Genomic DNA, 19,194 nt, shown 5'->3' with positions numbered 1-19,194 from the left:
CCATATGATTCTTTCTAATGAGTGGTTTTGTCGCTTTTCATTATAAGTCATGTGGGACTTTTTGTCTGCATTGAAAAAGCCCTATAACTTCTGTGGCGGAGTTACCCACTACAGATATTATAGAGCCTTTTTTTATTATTGAATACATTTTATTAAGGATTGAAAAAATAGGTGAAAAGGGTTAAAATGATAGAGGAGAAAATTTTGGGAGGAAATCATGTCTTATTCTAATTTAAAGTTATTTGCGTTATCGTCTAATCAACAACTAGCAAAAGATATTGCTAAAACAATGGGAATTCCTTTAGGAAAATCAACCGTTAGACAATTTTCAGACGGTGAAATTCAAGTTAATATTGAAGAATCCATTAGAGGTCATCATGTGTTTGTTATCCAATCAACGAGTTCACCAGTTAATCATCATTTGATGGAACTATTGATTATGGTAGATGCTTTAAAGCGTGCTAGTGCGGAAACGGTAAATGTTGTCATGCCATACTACGGTTATGCTAGACAAGATAGAAAAGCACGTTCGCGTGAACCCATCACGTCTAAATTGGTTGCTAATATGCTAGAGGTGGCTGGTGTAGATCGTCTTCTCACTGTAGACTTACATGCTGCACAAATTCAAGGTTTCTTTGATATTCCTGTAGATCATTTGATGGGTGCTCCACTCATTGCTGATTATTTCCAACGTCGTGGGATGGTGGGAGATGATTATGTTGTTGTTAGTCCTGACCATGGTGGTGTGACTAGAGCACGTAAATTAGCACAGTTTTTAAAAACGCCAATTGCTATTATTGATAAACGTAGAAGTGTTGATAAGATGAATACCAGTGAAGTGATGAACATCATTGGTGATGTTAAAAATAAGACATGTATTTTAATAGATGATATGATTGACACAGCAGGTACGATTTGTCACGCGGCAGATGCTCTTGCTGAAGCTGGTGCAACAGCTGTCTATGCAAGTGGCACTCACCCAATTCTTTCTGGGGCGGCTCTTGATAACATTCAAAAATCAGCCATTAAGAAAATGATTGTTCTTGATACCATTTATCTACCCGAGGAACGACTCATTGATAAGATTGAACAAATTTCAATTGCACAATTGATTGCTGAGGCTATTTTACGTATTCATGAAAAACGTCCTTTGTCTCCGTTGTTTGAAGTTGGAAAGTAAAAAGAACCCATTATTAGTGATTTTAAGCGATTAACACCTCACTTTAGAGGTGTTTTTTACTGATAATTTAGTGTATAATAAGAATACAATACAAGCTGGAGGGCATTATGGATTTAAGCAAAAGATTTAATAAAAATTTAGACAGAATTGAAATATCATTAATTCGTCAGTTTGATCAAACGATTTCATCAATTCCAGGTATTTTAAGATTAACCCTTGGTGAGCCAGATTTTACAACGCCTGATCATGTTAAAGAGGCTGCTAAAAGAGCTATTGATAATGATAAAAGTTACTATACTGGCATGTCTGGTTTGTTAGAATTAAGACAAGCTGCTAGTGATTTTGTGAAAGAAAAATATCATTTAAATTATCATCCTGAAAATGAAGTGTTAGTCACTGTTGGTGCAACGGAAGCCCTCTCAGCAAGTCTAACAGCAATTTTAGAGCCAGGGGACACTGTTTTACTACCAGCTCCAGCTTATCCTGGTTATGAGCCTCTTGTCAAATTGGTTGGTGCAGATATCGTTGAAATTGACACAACTGCCAATCAATTTGTTTTGACGCCTGAGATGCTTGAAAAAGCCATTTTAGACCAAGGCGAAAAACTAAAAGCTGTACTTTTAAATTACCCTACTAACCCTACAGGTGTGACCTATTCTCGTCAGCAAATTAAGGACTTAGCAGCGGTTCTTAAAAAGTATGATGTCTTTGTGATTAGTGATGAGGTTTATTCTGAATTAACCTATACCAAAGAACCTCATGTTTCTATTGCTGAGTACCTTCCAGAACAAACGATTCTAATCAACGGGTTATCGAAATCACATGCCATGACGGGTTGGCGTATTGGTTTTATCTTTGCGAAAAAAGAATTAGCTAGTCAACTCATTAAAAGTCATCAATACTTGGTGACTGCTGCGACAACAAATGCTCAGTATGCAGCGATTGAAGCCTTAACCGTTGGAAAAAATGATGCAGAACCAATGAAAAAAGCTTATATTGAGCGTCGTGATTATATTATTGAAAAACTTGATGAGCTTGGTTTTGAAGTGATTAAACCAAATGGTGCCTTTTATATTTTTGCAAAAATCCCAGGAGAAGCAGCTTCTGATTCCTTTGGCTTTTTAAAAGAGTTTGCTAAAAAGCAAGCTGTTGCTTTAATTCCAGGTGTTGCTTTTGGTAAATACGGTGAAGGCTATATCAGAATTTCTTATGCTGCCAGTATGGAGACTCTTAAAGAAGCCTTGAGACGATTGAAGGAATTTATGAAGGAATATGGAGACTAAGGAAACGAAAGGACTTGTTCTTTATAATAAGGATTTCCGAGAAGATGATAAATTGGTGAAAATTTTTACGGAATCTGATGGTAAAAGAATGTTCTTTGTCAAACGTGCTAGAAAATCAAAAGTAACTCCTGTCATTCAACCATTAACAATGGCTAACTTTATTTTGAAAATCAATGAGACTGGTCTCAGCTACATTGAAGATTACAAAGAAGTTGAAGTGTTTAAACAGATTAATACTGACATATTCAAACTAGCTTATGCGAGTTATATTGTTGCTTTAGCTGATAGTGCTATTTCAGATGCCACACCAGATCCTGCTTTGTTTGCTTTTTTAAGCAAGACCTTAAAACTCATCAACAAGGGGTTAGATTATGACATTTTGACCAATATTTTTGAAATACAATTGCTAGATCACTTTGGTGTGTCACTAAACTTTAATGAGTGTCTTTTTTGCCATCGCAAAAACTTGCCTTTTGATTTTTCTCATCGTTTTTCTGGTCTTATTTGTCCGGAACATTATGATAAAGACAGTCATCGCAGTCATTTGAATCCTAATATTCCCTACCTCATTAATCAGTTTCAGACCGTTCAATTTGATGAGTTAAAAACTATTTCCGTTAACGAATCATTAAAGAAAGAGCTAAGACTTTTTATAGATGCTCTTTATGATGATTATGTTGGTCTAAAATTAAAAAGTAAAACCTTTATTGATGATTTAGAAAAATGGGGTAATATTATGAAACAGGATTAAAAAGGAATACCGTTTTCATAAGATGATAAAAAAAGCGAATCATGCTATAATAGACAAGTCAATATTTGTAAAAAGGAGTTTCAAAATGAAAAAAATAGCCATTGATGCTATGGGCGGAGATAATGCTCCCAAAGCGATTATTGAAGGTGTTAATCAAGCATTAGATGATTTTTCAGATATTGAAATTCAACTCTATGGAGATAGAGAAAAAATCACTCCTTATTTAACACATACTAAGAGAGTTACGATTAGTCATACCATTGAAAAAATTGATTCTGAAGATGAGCCTGTAAAAGCAATTAGAAAGAAAAAACAAGCTTCAATGGTTCTAGCGACACAAGCCGTCAAAGAAGGTCGAGCTGACGCGGTTTTATCAGCTGGCAATACAGGTGCCTTATTAGCATCAGGATTATTTGTAGTTGGTCGCATTAAAAACATTGATCGTCCAGGACTAATGTCAACCATTCCAACCATGGATGGTAAAGGTTTTGACATGCTGGATTTGGGTGCTAATGCTGAAAATACTCCAAAACATTTACATCAGTTTGCTGTCCTTGGTTCCTTTTATGCTAAGAATGTTCGAGGCATTAATTCACCTCGTGTTGGGTTATTAAATAATGGGACAGAAGATACCAAGGGAGACACCTTAAGAAAAGAAACGTTTGAGCGTCTTTCTAATGATGCTTCACTTAACTTTATTGGTAATGTCGAAGCACGTGATCTTCTAGCAGGTGTCTGTGATGTGGTTGTTGCTGATGGTTTCACAGGAAACGCTGTGTTGAAATCAATTGAAGGAACAGCCATCTCAATTATGGGACAGTTGAAAAAAACAATCCAAGATGGTGGTTTTTCAACAAAATTGGGAGCCCTACTCTTAAAAGGAAGCCTTTATCAACTTAAAGAAAGCCTTGACTATTCATCAGCAGGTGGTGCTGTTTTGTTTGGACTTAAAGCCCCAGTTATTAAATGCCATGGCTCAAGTGATGCTAAAGCGATTTATAATGCGATCAAACAAGTTAGTCTTATGTTAGAAAGTGGTCTTATGGACCAGTTAACCAATGAATTTTCAAAGGAGAGTGAATCAAATGACTAAAGAAGATATTTTAGCAAAAATGCAAAAAATGATTATTGAACAACTTGGAGAAGAAGATATTGAAGTGACTATGGACACTAATTTTAAAGATGATTTAGGAGCTGATTCTATCACTTTAACTGAATTTGTCATCAATGTAGAAGATGAATTTGACCTTGAAATCCTTGATGAAGAAGTTGAGGATGTCAGAACCATGGGACAAATGGTTGACTATTTATATGAAAAAACAAAATAGGTATTCGAATTTTTCGAATATCTTTTTTATTGTTCATTTTTTATTGTTAAATCTCTTTATTTATGCTAATATTAAGCTATAAAAACTTAAAAGGCGAACAATATCATGAAAAAACAATTAATTTATTCAGGAAAAGCGAAAGACATCTATGAAACAAGTCATCCAGATGAGATTATTGCTAGCTATAAGGACCAGGCGACTGCTCTAAATGGCCTACGAAAAGAAATTGTAGAAGGCAAGGGAAGACTTAACAATCAGATTTCTTCGCTTATTTTTGAGCGTTTAAATCAAAAAGGCATCAAGACACATTTCATTAAGCAATTATCAGAAACGGATCAGCTTAATAAAAAGGTGAGTATTATTCCACTTGAAGTTGTCCTTCGCAACTACTCAGCAGGGTCATTTGCTAAGCGTTTCGGACTTGAAGAAGGCATCAAATTTGAGACTCCCATTATTGAATTTTATTATAAAAATGATGAGCTAGATGATCCTTTTATCAATGACGAACATGTCTTGTTTTTGAAGATTGCAACCGCTGAAGAAATAGCGTTTTTAAAAGAAGAAACAAGGAAAATCAATCGCGTTCTAACAGATATTTTTGCAGAGGTCGGTCTGACTCTCATTGATTATAAATTGGAATTTGGTCGTGATGGTAATGGCGATATCATTCTTTCTGATGAAATCTCACCTGATACCAGTCGTTTATGGGATAAAGAAGGAAACCATATGGATAAAGATGTTTTCCGTCGTAATATTGGTTCAATTATAGATGTTTACACCGTTGTTTTGGAACAACTGTCTAAAAATAAGTAAGGGGCAAACATGAATAAACGTATTTTTGTTGAAAAAAAAGCTAATTTTAGAGTGAAAGAAAAATCTTTGCTTGCAGAATTGAGACATCATTTGCAGGTTAAGACCTTAAAAGATTTGCGTCTTTTGCAAGTTTATGATGTTTTTCATTTGTCTTCTGACTTATCTGAAAAGGCAGATAAACATATTTTCTCAGAACAAGTAACGGATGATTTGATGACAGAAAAAGGTATTTCTGATTTTCTCAATCACTATCAATTTTTTGCCATTGAAGCTCTACCTGGTCAGTTTGATCAACGAGCAGCTAGTGCTCAAGAAGCCCTGTTTCTTTTAGGGGCAACCAATAACGTTACTGTCAAAACAGCACAACTTTACTTGTTGAATGCTGATATTGCTTTAGATGAGTTAGAAAAAATTAAGACTTATCTGTTGAACCCTGTTGATTCACGCTTTAAAGACATTACAAAGCCTGTGATGGTTGAAACGTTTGAAAAAGCAAATGCTCATATCCCTAAACTTGATTTCTTCAATGACTACTCAAAAGATCAGTTTATAGACTTTAAAAAAGAACAACATTTAGCCATGGAAGTGGCTGATTTACTCTTTATTCAAGATTATTTTAAAACGATAGAGAGAGTTCCTACAGAAACGGAATTAAAAGTTTTAGACACTTACTGGTCTGATCATTGTCGTCACACTACTTTTGAAACAGAATTAAAAACGATTAATTTCACCCATTCTCAATTTGAAGAGCAACTTCAAGCGACTTATGATAGGTACTTGGCTATGAGAAAAGAACTGGGTCGTGAAGCTAAACCTCAGACATTAATGGATATGGCGACTATTTTTGGTCGTTATGAGCGTGCCAATGGTCGTTTGGATGATATGGAAGTCTCTGATGAAATTAATGCTTGTTCGGTTGAAATTTCTGTTGATGTTGATGGCAAAGATGAAACATGGCTATTAATGTTTAAAAATGAAACCCATAATCACCCTACTGAAATTGAACCATTTGGTGGTGCAGCAACTTGTATTGGTGGTGCCATTCGTGATCCTTTGTCAGGGCGTAGTTTTGTTTACCAAGCGATGAGAATTTCAGGAGCTGGTGATATCACACAAAATGTTGCTGACACGCGTCAAGGAAAATTACCACAGCAAGTGATTTCAAAAAAAGCAGCACATGGCTACTCTTCTTATGGGAACCAAATCGGCTTAGCAACCACTTATGTGAGAGAATACTTCCATCCAGGATTTGTCGCTAAACGTATGGAACTTGGAGCGGTTGTTGGAGCAACACCTAAGAAAAATGTTCGACGTGAAAAACCAGAACCTGGTGATGTGATTATTTTGTTGGGTGGTAAAACTGGTCGAGATGGTATTGGTGGTGCCACTGGTTCTTCTAAGGTACAAACGGTTGAAACGGTTGAAACAGCGGGTGCTGAGGTTCAAAAAGGTAACGCCATCGAGGAAAGAAAAATCCAACGTCTTTTTAGAAATCCAGACGTTAGTCAGCTGATAAAAAAATCAAATGACTTTGGCGCAGGCGGGGTCTGTGTTGCTATTGGTGAATTAGCTGATGGTGTTTTGATTGACCTCAATAAAGTACCTTTAAAATATCAGGGATTAAATGGAACTGAAATTGCCATCTCAGAAAGCCAAGAACGTATGGCTGTTGTTGTGTCTAAAGAAGATGCAGATGCCTTTATTGCTGCTTCTGAAAAAGAAGATATTCTAGCAGTCGTTGTCGCTGAGGTGACAAAAGAAGCTCATCTTGTGATGACTTGGAATGGTGAAAAAATTGTTGATATTGAACGTGCCTTTTTAGACACCAATGGTGTCCGCGTGGTTGTTGATGTCGATGTGACAGATAGTAAGAAAACTCTTCCTTACCAAAAAACAACTCATTTACAAACCATTGAACAAGAGCTCATCACTGTGCTTTCTAATCTTAATCATACGAGTCAAAAAGGCCTTCAAACTCTCTTTGATAGTTCGGTTGGTCGCTCAACAATTAACCATCCTCTAGGTGGTCGTTATCAGGTGACACCAACAGAAAGTTCAGTCCAAAAATTACCTGTTCAAAAAGGAAAAACCACCACTGTTTCTGTGATGGCACAAGGTTATAACCCTTATATTGCGGAATGGTCACCTTATCATGGTGCTGCTTATGCAATTATTGAGGCAACCAGTCGTTTAGTGGCAACAGGTTCAAAATGGCAAAAAGCGCGTTTTTCTTATCAAGAATACTTTGAGCGTTTGGATAAACAAGCAGAACGTTTTGGAAAACCTGTGTCAGCTCTTTTAGGTGCTATTGAAGCGCAAATCCAATTAGGCCTACCATCTATTGGTGGGAAGGATTCAATGAGTGGCACTTTTGAAGAGCTAACAGTACCTCCAACACTTGTGGCTTTTGGTGTTACCACTTCAAAAGTCGACAAGGTCTTATCGCCAGAATTTAAAGCTGCTGATGAGAATATCTATTATATTGAAGGACAAGCTATTTCAGAAACGATTGATTTTAAACAAATTCTTGCTAATTTTGAACAATTTAGCCATCTTCAAGAACAACATCAGATAACAGCTAGTGCAGCCATTAAATATGGAGGTCTTGGAGAAACACTAGCTTTAATGAGTTTTGGTAATCGCTTCGGTGCTCAGTTATCAATTGATGATAAAATCATTTCAACTCTTCTTCAAGGGCAATTGGGTGGTTTTGTATTCACAAGTAAAGAAGACATCTCTGGTGTGGTTAAACTGGGGACAACAACAAACGCTTTTTCTCTTGTTGTTAATGATGTCACCATTGCTGGTCAAAAGCTTCTCGGTGCGTTTGAAGGAACTCTTGAGGACGTTTACCCAACGCTTTTTGAACAAAAAGAAGGTCTATCAGATGTGCCTGTCGTTTCCACTCAACCAACAAAAAATGTCTCAGAAAAAACGGATAAGCCGCTCGTTTATATTCCTGTTTTTCCTGGTACAAACTCAGAGTACGATTCTGCTAAAGCCTTTGAACAGGTTGGAGCGAAAGTGGCTCTAGTACCGTTTAGAACGTTGACTCAGGAGTTGATTGCACAATCAATTGCTGAGATGGCTGACATGATTGGAAAAGCCAACATTATTTTCTTTGCCGGCGGTTTTTCAGCGGCAGATGAGCCAGATGGTTCTGCTAAATTTATTGTTAATATTTTATTGAATCAAACGATTAAAACAGCAATAGATGCCTTCATAGCTCGTGGTGGCTTAATCATTGGAATTTGTAATGGTTTCCAAGCTCTTGTTAAATCAGGATTACTCCCTTATGGTAATTTTGAAGAGAGTCATACAGACAGCCCAACTCTGTTTTATAACGATGCCAACCAACACGTTGCTAAGATGGTTGAAACAAGAATCGCAAACACCAACTCACCTTGGTTGGCTGGTGTGGCCGTGGGTGATATTCATGTGATCCCAGTATCTCACGGAGAAGGAAAATTTGTCGTTTCTGATGCTGAATTTATAGAGCTTCAAAAATATGGACAAATCTTTAGCCAGTACGTTGATTTTGATGGTAATCCAAGTATGGATTCTCGCTTTAATCCGAATGGCTCTAGTCATGCGATTGAAGGGATTACAAGCCGTAATGGACAAATTATTGGGAAAATGGGCCACTCAGAACGTTATGAAGAAGGAAACTTTAAAAATATTCCAGGTTGTAAAGACCAACAACTTTTTGCTAGCGCCGTCAATTATTTTAAAAACAACTAAGGGGAAAAAATGACTTATGAAGTAAAATCACTCAATGAAGAGTGTGGTATTTTTGGGATATGGGGACATGATCAAGCGGCAGAAGTCACTTATTATGGTCTTCATAGTCTTCAACACAGAGGACAAGAAGGGGCTGGTATTGTGTCAAATGATGAGCGTAAACTTCTTCGTCATCGCAATACAGGTCTGATTTCAGAAGTCTTTAAAAGACCAAGCAATCTTGCTAAATTAACGGGAAAAGCAGCTATCGGACATGTACGATATGCAACAGCTGGAACAGCTTCAATTAATAACATTCAACCGTTCTTATTTGATTTTTCAGATGGCCAAATCGCTTTAGCGCATAATGGTAATCTGACCAATGCCAAGTCTCTGCGTGCTGAATTGGAGAAAAAGGGTGCTATTTTTGCTAGTTCTTCAGACACAGAAATTCTCATGCACCTCATTCGTCGTAGTCCAAAAGAAACTTTTATCGAGCAATTTAAGGATGCGCTTAATCAAGTTAAAGGTGGCTTTGCTTATCTTATGATGACAGAAGATAAGATTTATGCTGCTTTAGATCCAAATGGTTTTAGACCCCTTTCTATTGGTCAATTTGCTAATGGTTCTTGGGTGATTTCCAGTGAAACTTGTGCTTTTGAAGTCATTGGTGCCAAATGGGTGAGAGATGTGAAACCTGGTGAAATCGTGATTATTGATGATTCTGGTTTATCTTTTGATCAGTTTACAACTGATACGCAAATGGCTATTTGCTCTATGGAGTACATTTATTTTGCGCGTCCAGACAGTGTTATCCATGGGATAAATGTGCACACGGCTCGAAAAAATCTAGGAAAACGCCTTGCTCAAGAAGCTAAAATCGATGCCGATATCGTTGTTGGTGTTCCTAATTCCTCACTATCAGCAGCTTCTGGCTATGCTGAAGAATCAGGTCTTCCTTATGAAATGGGCTTGATTAAAAATCAATACATTCAAAGAACCTTTATCCAACCAACGCAAGAATTGAGAGAACAAGGGGTAAGGATGAAATTATCTGCTGTTTCTAGTGTGGTTAAAGGCAAACGCGTGGTTATGGTTGATGATTCGATTGTTCGTGGAACGACCAGTAGACGAATTGTTAGCTTATTAAGAGAGGCTGGTGCCTCAGAAGTTCATGTGGCCATTGCCAGTCCAGAATTAAAACATCCTTGTTTCTACGGTATTGACATTCAAACCAAGCGTGAACTCATCTCTGCCAATCATTCTGTCGAGGAGGTGTGTGAGATTATTGGTGCTGACAGCTTATCATTTTTATCCATTGATGGCTTGATTGAATCAATCGGCTTAGAATCAGATGCCCCTAACGGTGGCTTGTGTGTGGCTTATTTTGATGGAAACTATCCGACAGAACTTTACGATTATGAGGAAGAATACCTTAGAAATCTCCATCAAAAAGTTGACTTTAGAACAAATTAAAAAGGGGGTAAACATGTCAGAAAATGCTTATGCAAAATCAGGTGTTGATGTGGAAGCTGGTTATGAAGTGGTTGAACGCATCAAAAAACATGTCGCTAAGACAAAACGTCTAGGAGCAATGGGAGCCTTGGGTGGTTTTGGTGGTCTATTTGATTTATCCCAATTAAATGTCAAAGAACCCGTGCTTGTCAGTGGCACAGATGGTGTTGGTACAAAACTCATGCTTGCGATAAAATATGATAAACATGACACCATTGGTCAAGATTGTGTTGCCATGTGTGTTAACGATATTATTGCGGCAGGTGCAGAACCACTTTACTTTTTAGATTATATTGCCACAGGTAAAAACAAGCCAGAAAAATTAGAACAAGTCATTGCAGGTGTTGCTGATGGCTGTGTCTTAGCAGGTGCTGCCTTAATTGGTGGTGAGACGGCTGAAATGCCAGGGATGTATGGTGATGATGATTATGATTTGGCTGGCTTTGCTGTTGGTATTGCTGAGAAATCAGAATTGATTGACGGTAGCAAGGTTTCTAAGGGTGATGTCTTGTTGGGACTTGCTTCAAGTGGGATTCATTCCAATGGCTATTCTTTGGTTCGCCGTGTCTTCAAAGATTATAGTGGTGATGAACAACTAGAAGAGTTAGAAGGAAAAGCTTTAAAAGATGTCTTATTAGAGCCAACTCGTATTTATGTTAAGAGCGTTCTTCCTTTAGTTAAAAAGGGATTGGTTAATGGCATTGCTCATATTACTGGTGGTGGCTTTGTTGAAAATGTGCCAAGAATGTTTTCAGATGAATTAGCCGCAGTGATTGAAGAAGATAAGATTCCTGTTTTACCAATCTTTAAAGCGATTGAAAAATATGGACAAATTAAACACGCAGAAATGTTTGAAATTTTCAACATGGGAATTGGTTTAGTGCTTGCCGTTAAGCCAGAACATGTTGCTGAGATTAAGTCACTCATCGATGAACCTGTTTATGAGATTGGCCATATTGTTAAAAAAGAAGATCAAAGTGTGGTTATCAAATGAAAAATATAGCCGTTTTTGCGTCAGGTAATGGTTCCAATTTTCAAGCCATTGCTGAAAAATTTCCTGTGACCTTTGTTTTTTCGGATCATCGGGATGCCTTTGTCTTAGACAGGGCAAACCAATTGAACGTCAAAGCTTTTGCTTTTGAGTTAAAAGAATTTGCATCTAAGGAAGCCTATGAACAAGCCATTGTTGACTTACTAGATACTCATCAGATTAATTTAGTGGTGTTGGCTGGCTACATGAAAATCATCGGGAAAACCCTCCTTTCAAAATATGAAGGGAAAATCATCAATATCCATCCGTCTTACTTGCCGGAATTTCCAGGAGCTCATAGCATCAAGGACGCATGGGATGCTGGTGTTACAGCTTCGGGAGTTACCATTCATTGGGTAGATTCAGGCATTGACACAGGAGAAATTATCACACAAGAGCGCGTGGAACGTCTTGAGACTGATACGATGGACAGTTTTGAAGAACGTATTCACGCTTGTGAACATCGACTTTATCCACAGGTCGTGGACAGTTTATTAAAAAAGGAGAACTAAAATGACAAAACGTGCACTCATCAGTGTTTCAGATAAAACAGGTATCGTTGCTTTTGCTAAGAGCTTAAAAGATTTGGGCTGGGAAATCATCTCAACAGGTGGTACCAAAAAGATGTTAGACCAAGAAGGTGTATCAACCATTGCGATCGATGAGGTGACTGGTTTTCCTGAAATGATGGATGGTCGTGTTAAAACTCTTCATCCCAAAATTCATGGTGGTCTTCTTGCAAGACGTGATTTGGACAGCCACTTACAAGCGGCTAAAGACAATGCTATCTCGCTGATTGATTTGGTGGTTGTCAACCTATATCCTTTTAAAGAAACGATTTTAAAACCAGATGTAATCTACGCAGATGCTGTGGAAAACATTGATATTGGTGGTCCTAGCATGCTTCGTTCAGCAGCTAAAAATCATGCGAGTGTGACCGTTGTTGTTGATCCTCATGATTATGAACTTGTTTTAGAAGAATTCTCTAAAGCTGGTGAGACTAGTCTTGATGTTCGTAAACGTTTGGCAGCTAAAGTCTTTAGACACACAGCAGCCTACGATGCTCTAATTGCTGACTACTTCACTAAAGAAGTCGGTGAAAAAACACCTGAAAAGTTAACCTTAACTTATGACTTGAACCAAACCATGCGTTATGGTGAAAACCCACAACAAGAAGCGGATTTTTATCAAAATGCTCTTCCAACAGCCTATTCTATTGCTTCAAGTAAGCAATTAAATGGAAAAGCCCTCTCATTTAACAATATTAGAGATGCTGATGCTGCTATTCGTATTATTCGTGACTTCACAGATAAGCCAACAGTGGTAGGTTTGAAACACATGAACCCATGTGGTATTGGTCAAGCTGAAACGATTGAAGAGGCTTGGGATTATGCTTATGAAGCAGACTCTGTTTCTATTTTTGGCGGCATTGTTGTTCTAAATAGAGAAGTAGATGAAAAAACAGCTGCGAAAATGAGCAAGATTTTCCTTGAAATCATCATTGCACCAAGTTACAGCCCAGAAGCACTGGCTATCTTATCTGCTAAGAAAAATCTACGCGTTTTAGAATTACCATTTGATGCACAAGCTGACAGTGAAATCGAAAAAGAATACACCGGTATTGTTGGTGGCATGTTGTCACAAAATCAAGATGTGATTAAAGAAGATCCAACGTCATGGAAAGTTGTGACTAAACGTCAACCAAGTGAGCAAGAAAAAGTCGCTCTAGAATTTGCTTGGAAAGCGATTAAGTACGTTAAATCTAATGGTATCTTAATTTCAAACGATAAGATGACACTAGGTGTTGGCCCAGGTCAAACCAACCGTGTAGGAGCAGTTAAAATCGCTATCGATCAAGCAAAAGACCGTCTTGAAGGTGCTGTTTTAGCGAGTGATGCCTTCTTCCCATTTGCTGACAATGTCGAAGAAATTGCAAAAGCAGGCATTAAAGCTATCATCCAACCAGGCGGCTCTATCCGTGATGATGAAGTGATTGCTGCAGCTGACAAGCATGGCATGACCATGTTGTTTACTGATGTAAGACATTTTAGACATTAATGTTAAATTAAAAGAAGATAAATTGAGAAGCTCTATGATATTTCTAGTAAGTCAATTGACAAAAGATATCATAGAGTTTTTTTGTTGTTAATAAGAGTATTATTTTCTGGTGGTTTAACGCATAGCAATTATTCTATAGGGAAAAATTAGTTGATGCTAATAGTTAGCAGTTAACAAGTACTACTCTAAAATTGTCTTATTTAGAATTTTCAAAATAGTTTGATAATTTAATAAAAAATGTGTATAATCAAATAAAAGCGCTCTCAAAAAAGGGTGCCACAATCAATGAAAAAAATAAGGATATTAACGGCTTTATTGCAATATTTAACAGTTGAAAGCAATAGTTATGCGGTTATTTATTAGATCAATTGATTAAATAGGGTTAAAAGTATAGGGTTTGGCAACTAAACTGTAAGGCTGAAACGTGCAAGAATTCTTGGAGGAAACCTAAGACCCTATCAATAACAGTGTGCTGGTTTATTTATAAACTAAAGCTCAATTTTTTATAGCATATTAGAAGGGAGAGAGATGACTAAAAAACGGTGGTACTTGTATGGTATCTTGTTCAAACTTGATTTAGCAACAGTTTTATTTTTGGTGATTCTTGTTTTGACAAATCGATTAAACCTAGTAACTGTGTCTGTTTTGATTTTTGCTCAATTCGGCTTATGCTTAATCGCAATCAAAGCACGTTTACCAATTTTACGTGTGCATCGCTTGTTGGGAATGGCGCAGACAGATATTTTTTATGCCTACTTAAAATGCCATTTCATTGCTCTCTTAATGCCTTGCTACATTGCTTTACTCAGTTATCCCTTAGAGTTTTTGACTGTAAATAGAATCATGGCTATCGTTTGTAGTTTATACAGTATGTATTTATTGAGTGGTTTATCGACCTATTGGTTATTAAGGAGAAACTTATGACGGCAGTTTATTGGTTAGTGTTGAAAAAACGCTGGTATGTGTTTCTAGTTGTTTTTGTGATTTATTTTTTTATGAATCTTTTGATATGGAATGAAACCAGTCAATTCATTAGAAATTTTTCCAAGGTTCAAGTAATGAAAATTGAAGCTCAAAAAGAAAGTTTCGATTTTGTTTACACTCCTCTTTCAAATCTAACGGATTCTGATATGGAACCAACGCGAAACAAGTTGATTGAACAATTTTCTGAATTAATCAAGCAAGATAAAGTTTATACTAATAAAATGGAGTATCTAGATGGTGGGGAGTTGGTCTTGCTAACTGAAGATGAACTGAAAAAACAATTTTCTCCTGGTCTTTTGATTATATCTTTAAATGACTTGATTCTTAGAGATATTACCCTTTCAGACACAGAACCAATACAGGCCACTATCCGTGAATTAGGAGATGACGTTGAAATTGTGCCTTTTCAAGAGCAGTATGACAAAACCCATCAATATTATAGGGATAATATGTTATTTAGTTTATATGTCGGAAGTTTTCTCACCCTTATCATTTTTTTACTATTGAGATGGCTTGTGGTCTCTACTTGGCGTATTTGTGAAGAAGAGATTAAAGTGCTTAGACTTGTTGGTTTATCCTATCGTCGCTTGAGTCGAGCGGTTACTTTCTTCTTATATAGTCCAATCTTATTAGCGTTATTGACTTTTATCATTAGTGCCCACACTATTTTTTACTTTGGCTTAATTCTCTGGGACTATGTTTATCTGCTAACCCTTGCTGCTTTACAGTTTTTATGGGTGACCATTATGATTTCTCGACGAGTGAAAGGAGAGCTGGATGCTTAGATTAGATGGTATAAAAAAATCTTATAAAGACAAAACTATTTTTCAAACAATAACTTTTGAAGCAAAAGCAAATCAAATCACTTTACTTTATGGCGCATCTGGTATAGGAAAGACAACTTTATTAGATATTATTGCTGGCTTAAAATCTTTTCAAGATGGACATTATCTTTGGCAAGAGCAAAATCTATCAGCTGTTACCGATGAGGTTATGAGCAAGTTTCGTGGAAATACCATTGGTTATATTCCTCAAGATTTTGCCTTAATAAATGATTATACTGTTCGTGAAAATCTTATTCTTCCAACACTCTATCAAACAGAAAAAAGTGATTCAGAAGTAGCAAGCCAAGTAAACAAATTAGCTAAACGTTTAGGTATTGAAGACATCTTAGATAAAAAAGTTAAGCATATTTCAGGTGGTCAAAAACAGCGGGTAGCTATTGCAAGAGCCTTAATTGGTGACAAAGCCTTACTTTTAGCTGATGAACCAACAGCTAATTTAGATAAAGAGAATATAGCTATTGTTTTTGAGTTGTTACTTGAACAAAAGTTATCTGGCAAGACAATTATTATAGCAACGCATGATGATCGATTGAGACAGTTGGCAGATTGTATCTACACTATTGAAAATCACAAATTACACTTAGAAGAATAGGAAATGCTTACTACCAGCTACAAATCAATTAATACCAAACAGACCCAATAATTTAGTATGGCAAGTTTAATAAAACTGCAGATAAAACCACTTTACTGTTTTTAAAAGACTAAGTTTTTAGTCGTTTTATCCTGTTTCAGATATTGTTGACTTAAAAAGAAGATAAATTGAGCAGTTAAGTTTGTCTTCTTTTTATTTTTTTGCTTAAAAACACATTATCTCATATAAAAAACCGAACATTTTTGATATAATGGTCTTATAAAATCCGTTTATTGAGGTGAAGATGTGAAATTACTGGTTATTGGTTCGGGTGGTAGAGAACATGCTATCGCCAAACAATTGTTACACTCAGAAAAAGTTGAGACAGTCTATGTGGCACCGGGAAATGATGGTATGACACATGATGGTTTGGAATTGGTCGACATAGCGATTTCCGAACATGAAGCGCTCATTGCCTTTGCTAAGGAAAAAGATATTGCTTGGACCTTTATTGGACCAGATGATGCCTTAGCTGCTGGCATCGTGGATGATTTTGAAAAAGCAGGTTTAAAGGCTTTTGGACCATCACAAAAAGCCTCTGAGCTTGAGTGGTCAAAAGACTTTGCCAAAACCATTATGGCTAAATACCAGATTCCAACGGCAGCCTACCAGACCTTCACAGATTTTGAAGAAGCAAAAGCTTATATTCAATCAAAAGGTGCCCCAATTGTTGTTAAGGCAGATGGCTTAGCACTTGGAAAAGGTGTTGTTGTAGCTGAAACTGTAGATGATGCGATTTCTGCTGCTAGAGAAATGTTGCTTGATAATAAATTTGGTCACTCAGGTGCTCGCATCGTTGTTGAAGAATTTTTAGAGGGTGAAGAGTTCTCCTTGTTTGCTTTTGCAAACGGTGAAACTTTCTATCTCTTACCAAGTGCGCAAGACCATAAGCGTGCCTATGACGGTGACAAAGGACCAAATACTGGTGGAATGGGTGCTTATTCGCCAGTTCCTCATTTGCCTCAAGAAGTGATCGACCAAGCTGTTGCTAAGATTATTAAGCCAACGCTTCAAGCAATGGTCAAAGAAGGTCGTTCTTATCTTGGTGTTTTATATGCTGGCTTGATTTTAACAGCAGATGGTCCTAAGGTAATTGAATTTAACGCCCGCTTTGGTGACCCTGAAACACAAGTTATCTTACCACGATTGACTTCTGATTTCGCACAAGCTATTGATGATATTTTAAATGATAAACCAGCTACACTGACATGGCTTCAAGAAGGTGTGACACTTGGTGTGGTTGTTGCAAGCAATGGTTATCCTCTTGGGTATGACAAGGGTGTCAAAGTACCGATAACCAAAAGCCATGATATCATCACCTATTTTGCTGGGGTTACACATAAAGACAATCACTTGGTATCAAGCGGTGGACGTGTCTACATGCTTGTCACCACGCAAAACACCGTCAAAGAAGCACAAGATGTGATTTATCATGCACTAGAAAAAGAAAACACAGAAGGGTTCTTCTACAGAAAAGATATTGGGAGTAAAGCACTATGACAACAGAGATTGCAATTATTATGGGCAGTAAATCCGACTGGTCAACCATGGTGAAAACAGCAGAAATGCTTGATAGGTTTGGAGTCTCTTATGAGAAAAAAGTTGTTTCTGCTCATCGAACACCAGATTTGATGTTTGATTTTGCAGAAAAAGCCCGTGAGCGTGGCATTAAGGTGATTATTGCTGGTGCAGGTGGTGCGGCTCATCTACCGGGAATGGTAGCAGCCAAAACAATCTTACCAGTCATTGGTGTGCCGGTTAAATCACGCGCCTTAAGTGGCATTGACTCGCTTTACTCCATTGTGCAAATGCCAGGTGGTGTACCTGTCGCAACAATGGCGATTGGCGAAGCAGGAGCGACAAATGCTGCTTTGACAGCATTAAGAATTTTAGCAATAACCAATGAAGAACTCGCTGAAAAATTAAGTGACTATGCAAAACAACAAGGTGAACTAGCGGAGGCTTCTACAGATGAACTTATCTAAAATGATTGGGATTATCGGTGGTGGTCAACTGGGACAAATGATGGCTATTTCAGCCATTTATATGGGACACAAGGTGATCACACTTGATCCAGTTGCTGATTGTCCAGCCTCACGCGTCAGTGAAGTGATTGTGGCCCCTTATGATGATGTGAATGCTCTACAAGAATTGGCTGAGCGTTGTGACGTCTTAACCTATGAATTTGAAAATGTGGATGCCGACGGTCTTGATGCGGTTGTGAAACCAAATCAACTCCCTCAAGGAACAGACCTGCTTCGCATCTCACAAAATCGGATTTTTGAAAAAGATTTTCTCACTCAAGAAGCTGGTGTTGCTGTGGCCCCTTATCATGTCATTAAGAGTAGTAGTGATTTAGATGTTATTGATTTTGCTAAGAAATATGTCCTAAAAACAGCAACAGGCGGCTATGATGGTCATGGACAAATCGTTATCAGCTCACAAGAAGACCTGCCGGAAGCAAGAAAACTAGCGGATTCCTCAGCCTGTGTCTTGGAAGAGTTTGTCAGCTTTGACAAGGAAATTTCTGTGATTGTTTCGGGGAATGGTAAAGAAGTGACCGTCTTTCCTGTTCAAGAAAATAATCATCGTAACAATATTTTGTCAAAAACAATTGTGCCTGCTCACATCCCAGAAGCCTTGGCAGACAAGGCACAGGATATGGCAATAAAGATTGCTAAACAATTGGAGTTGTCAGGGACTCTTTGTGTTGAGATGTTTGTGGCGGGTGACACTATTTTGGTCAATGAAATAGCACCGCGTCCACATAATTCTGGGCACTATTCGATTGAAGCTTGTAATTTTTCCCAGTTTGACACGCATATTCTAGGAGTGTTAGGACAACCACTGCCACAAATTCAGTTACATCAACCGGCAGTCATGCTAAATATCCTTGGACAACACCTAGAAAAAGCTAAAAATTATGTCTTAGAACATCCTAACGCCCATCTGCATCTGTATGGCAAACAAGAAGCGAAACACAATCGTAAAATGGGGCATGTCACTCTCTTAGAAAAAGATGCCAAAGAGTTTGGTAAAGGGATTGATTATTAAGA

The 19,194-nt window shown here is 37.4% G+C and carries 17 protein-coding genes; all 17 read left to right on the top strand.

All coding sequences use genetic code 11. The annotated features are described in order from the left end of the window. Positions 1–217: 217 nt before the first annotated feature. The 17 genes from N7659_RS06645 to purK all read left to right on the top strand — a co-directional run bounded on the left by N7659_RS06645 (position 218) and on the right by purK (position 19,192). Positions 218–1,180 carry a ribose-phosphate diphosphokinase gene (locus N7659_RS06645; RefSeq protein ID WP_263276379.1) on the top strand — a complete coding sequence of 321 codons (963 nt, stop codon included), beginning with the start codon at positions 218–220 and terminating at the stop codon, positions 1,178–1,180. 107 nt (positions 1,181–1,287) lie between these two features. Continuing rightward, on the top strand, positions 1,288–2,463 hold the full coding sequence (locus N7659_RS06640) for a pyridoxal phosphate-dependent aminotransferase (protein WP_263276378.1): 1,176 nt from the start codon (positions 1,288–1,290) through the stop codon (positions 2,461–2,463). Then, the gene (gene recO, locus N7659_RS06635) at positions 2,453–3,214 is read left to right on the top strand and encodes a DNA repair protein RecO (protein WP_263276377.1); all 762 of its coding nucleotides are present in this window, start codon (positions 2,453–2,455) and stop codon (positions 3,212–3,214) included. The genes N7659_RS06640 and recO overlap by 11 nt, the downstream gene beginning before the upstream one ends. An 85-nt stretch (positions 3,215–3,299) precedes the next feature. After that, positions 3,300–4,307, top strand: coding sequence for a phosphate acyltransferase PlsX (gene plsX, locus N7659_RS06630; protein ID WP_263276376.1), 1,008 nt, complete (start codon positions 3,300–3,302; stop codon positions 4,305–4,307). Continuing rightward, positions 4,300–4,542: an acyl carrier protein gene (locus N7659_RS06625; RefSeq protein WP_263276375.1), complete on the top strand. Its 243-nt coding sequence runs from the start codon at positions 4,300–4,302 to the stop codon at positions 4,540–4,542. The genes plsX and N7659_RS06625 overlap by 8 nt, the downstream gene beginning before the upstream one ends. 105 nt (positions 4,543–4,647) lie before the next feature. Next, entirely contained in the window at positions 4,648–5,355 is a 708-nt protein-coding gene (gene purC, locus N7659_RS06620) for a phosphoribosylaminoimidazolesuccinocarboxamide synthase (protein WP_263276374.1), read from the top strand. 9 nt (positions 5,356–5,364) lie between these two features. Further along, the gene (locus N7659_RS06615) at positions 5,365–9,096 is read left to right on the top strand and encodes a phosphoribosylformylglycinamidine synthase (protein ID WP_263276373.1); all 3,732 of its coding nucleotides are present in this window, start codon (positions 5,365–5,367) and stop codon (positions 9,094–9,096) included. A gap of 9 nt (positions 9,097–9,105) precedes the next feature. After that, positions 9,106–10,551: an amidophosphoribosyltransferase gene (gene purF / locus N7659_RS06610; protein WP_263276372.1), complete on the top strand. Its 1,446-nt coding sequence runs from the start codon at positions 9,106–9,108 to the stop codon at positions 10,549–10,551. A 13-nt stretch (positions 10,552–10,564) separates the two neighbouring features. Further along, the gene (gene purM, locus N7659_RS06605; protein ID WP_263276371.1) at positions 10,565–11,584 is read left to right on the top strand and encodes a phosphoribosylformylglycinamidine cyclo-ligase; all 1,020 of its coding nucleotides are present in this window, start codon (positions 10,565–10,567) and stop codon (positions 11,582–11,584) included. Continuing rightward, complete coding sequence (gene purN / locus N7659_RS06600; RefSeq protein ID WP_263276370.1) at positions 11,581–12,132, top strand: phosphoribosylglycinamide formyltransferase; 552 nt, start codon at positions 11,581–11,583, stop codon at positions 12,130–12,132. The genes purM and purN overlap by 4 nt, the downstream gene beginning before the upstream one ends. 1 nt (position 12,133) lies before the next feature. Then, entirely contained in the window at positions 12,134–13,678 is a 1,545-nt protein-coding gene (purH, locus tag N7659_RS06595; protein WP_263276369.1) for a bifunctional phosphoribosylaminoimidazolecarboxamide formyltransferase/IMP cyclohydrolase, read from the top strand. A 528-nt stretch (positions 13,679–14,206) separates the two neighbouring features. Beyond that, complete coding sequence (locus tag N7659_RS06590; protein WP_263276368.1) at positions 14,207–14,602, top strand: hypothetical protein; 396 nt, start codon at positions 14,207–14,209, stop codon at positions 14,600–14,602. Then, positions 14,599–15,447: a hypothetical protein gene (locus tag N7659_RS06585; RefSeq protein WP_263276367.1), complete on the top strand. Its 849-nt coding sequence runs from the start codon at positions 14,599–14,601 to the stop codon at positions 15,445–15,447. Before N7659_RS06590 ends, N7659_RS06585 begins: the two co-directional genes overlap by 4 nt. After that, entirely contained in the window at positions 15,440–16,099 is a 660-nt protein-coding gene (locus tag N7659_RS06580; protein ID WP_263276366.1) for an ABC transporter ATP-binding protein, read from the top strand. Before N7659_RS06585 ends, N7659_RS06580 begins: the two co-directional genes overlap by 8 nt. Before the next feature lie 285 nt (positions 16,100–16,384). After that, the gene (gene purD, locus N7659_RS06575; protein ID WP_263276365.1) at positions 16,385–17,638 is read left to right on the top strand and encodes a phosphoribosylamine--glycine ligase; all 1,254 of its coding nucleotides are present in this window, start codon (positions 16,385–16,387) and stop codon (positions 17,636–17,638) included. After that, a complete protein-coding gene (gene purE / locus N7659_RS06570; RefSeq protein WP_263276364.1) occupies positions 17,635–18,123 on the top strand; it encodes a 5-(carboxyamino)imidazole ribonucleotide mutase in 489 nt (162 codons plus the stop codon). The genes purD and purE overlap by 4 nt, the downstream gene beginning before the upstream one ends. After that, positions 18,110–19,192 (top strand): 5-(carboxyamino)imidazole ribonucleotide synthase, encoded by a 1,083-nt coding sequence (gene purK / locus N7659_RS06565; protein ID WP_263276363.1) that lies wholly within the window; start codon positions 18,110–18,112, stop codon positions 19,190–19,192. Before purE ends, purK begins: the two co-directional genes overlap by 14 nt. Positions 19,193–19,194: the final 2 nt, after the last annotated feature.

The organism is Streptococcus sp. CSL10205-OR2, assembly GCF_025660655.1.
Classification (GTDB): domain Bacteria; phylum Bacillota; class Bacilli; order Lactobacillales; family Streptococcaceae; genus Streptococcus.
This window is presented reverse-complemented; position numbering and strand designations above follow the sequence as displayed.

Excerpts from the sequence above, each read along its gene's own strand:
- N7659_RS06625 (WP_263276375.1), top strand. The coding sequence starts at position 4,300 with ATGACTAAAGAAGATATTTTAGCAAAAATGCAAAAAATGATTATTGAA.
- N7659_RS06590 (WP_263276368.1), top strand. The coding sequence starts at position 14,207 with ATGACTAAAAAACGGTGGTACTTGTATGGTATCTTGTTCAAACTTGAT.
- purK (WP_263276363.1), top strand. The coding sequence starts at position 18,110 with ATGAACTTATCTAAAATGATTGGGATTATCGGTGGTGGTCAACTGGGA.
- N7659_RS06615 (WP_263276373.1), top strand. The coding sequence starts at position 5,365 with ATGAATAAACGTATTTTTGTTGAAAAAAAAGCTAATTTTAGAGTGAAA.
- purH (WP_263276369.1), top strand. The coding sequence starts at position 12,134 with ATGACAAAACGTGCACTCATCAGTGTTTCAGATAAAACAGGTATCGTT.
- purF (WP_263276372.1), top strand. The coding sequence starts at position 9,106 with ATGACTTATGAAGTAAAATCACTCAATGAAGAGTGTGGTATTTTTGGG.
- N7659_RS06580 (WP_263276366.1), top strand. The coding sequence starts at position 15,440 with ATGCTTAGATTAGATGGTATAAAAAAATCTTATAAAGACAAAACTATT.
- recO (WP_263276377.1), top strand. The coding sequence starts at position 2,453 with ATGGAGACTAAGGAAACGAAAGGACTTGTTCTTTATAATAAGGATTTC.
- purC (WP_263276374.1), top strand. The coding sequence starts at position 4,648 with ATGAAAAAACAATTAATTTATTCAGGAAAAGCGAAAGACATCTATGAA.
- N7659_RS06645 (WP_263276379.1), top strand. The coding sequence starts at position 218 with ATGTCTTATTCTAATTTAAAGTTATTTGCGTTATCGTCTAATCAACAA.
- purM (WP_263276371.1), top strand. The coding sequence starts at position 10,565 with ATGTCAGAAAATGCTTATGCAAAATCAGGTGTTGATGTGGAAGCTGGT.
- purN (WP_263276370.1), top strand. The coding sequence starts at position 11,581 with ATGAAAAATATAGCCGTTTTTGCGTCAGGTAATGGTTCCAATTTTCAA.
- plsX (WP_263276376.1), top strand. The coding sequence starts at position 3,300 with ATGAAAAAAATAGCCATTGATGCTATGGGCGGAGATAATGCTCCCAAA.
- N7659_RS06585 (WP_263276367.1), top strand. The coding sequence starts at position 14,599 with ATGACGGCAGTTTATTGGTTAGTGTTGAAAAAACGCTGGTATGTGTTT.
- purE (WP_263276364.1), top strand. The coding sequence starts at position 17,635 with ATGACAACAGAGATTGCAATTATTATGGGCAGTAAATCCGACTGGTCA.
- N7659_RS06640 (WP_263276378.1), top strand. The coding sequence starts at position 1,288 with ATGGATTTAAGCAAAAGATTTAATAAAAATTTAGACAGAATTGAAATA.